Here is a 414-nt window from a genome sequence, read left to right on the forward strand (position 1 = left end):
TTTTTCCGTGCTTTTTCGCCAGACAAATGAATACTTATTGGCATCGGCGAGGATTTTAGTGCCATCAATGAAAATTGCTTCATCACTTAACAGCTTGTTATCAATCAATGATTGGCGGAACTGCAGATACATGAGGGCAATTAACTTGGTGATTTGTGGATCAGTCCGGAAACGATTGATTGTCCGGTAACTGGGCACCACGTCAGGGTCACCGATTAACCATTTCATCGGAATGCTTTCCTCGGCCATTTGTTGAATTTTCAGTCCCGAAAACACTTTCCGTGAGTAGGCAAATAACATCATCTTGAGCATCATTAACGGTGAATATTGTGGTCGGCCAAAGGCTGACTCTTCTCCATAAACTAATTGATAGGGAATCGTGTCCACAAATGCGCTAATGGCACGGACAATATG

1 protein-coding gene is annotated in these 414 nt (G+C 43.0%); it reads right to left on the reverse strand.

The window, feature by feature from the left end; genetic code table 11:
• Positions 1-414 (reverse strand): transposase (locus tag LPKJCM_RS11445; RefSeq protein ID WP_133057571.1); only part of this gene is annotated, 414 nt, incomplete at both ends.

It is taken from the genome of Lentilactobacillus parakefiri, from assembly GCF_002157585.1.
GTDB lineage: Bacteria > Bacillota > Bacilli > Lactobacillales > Lactobacillaceae > Lentilactobacillus > Lentilactobacillus parakefiri.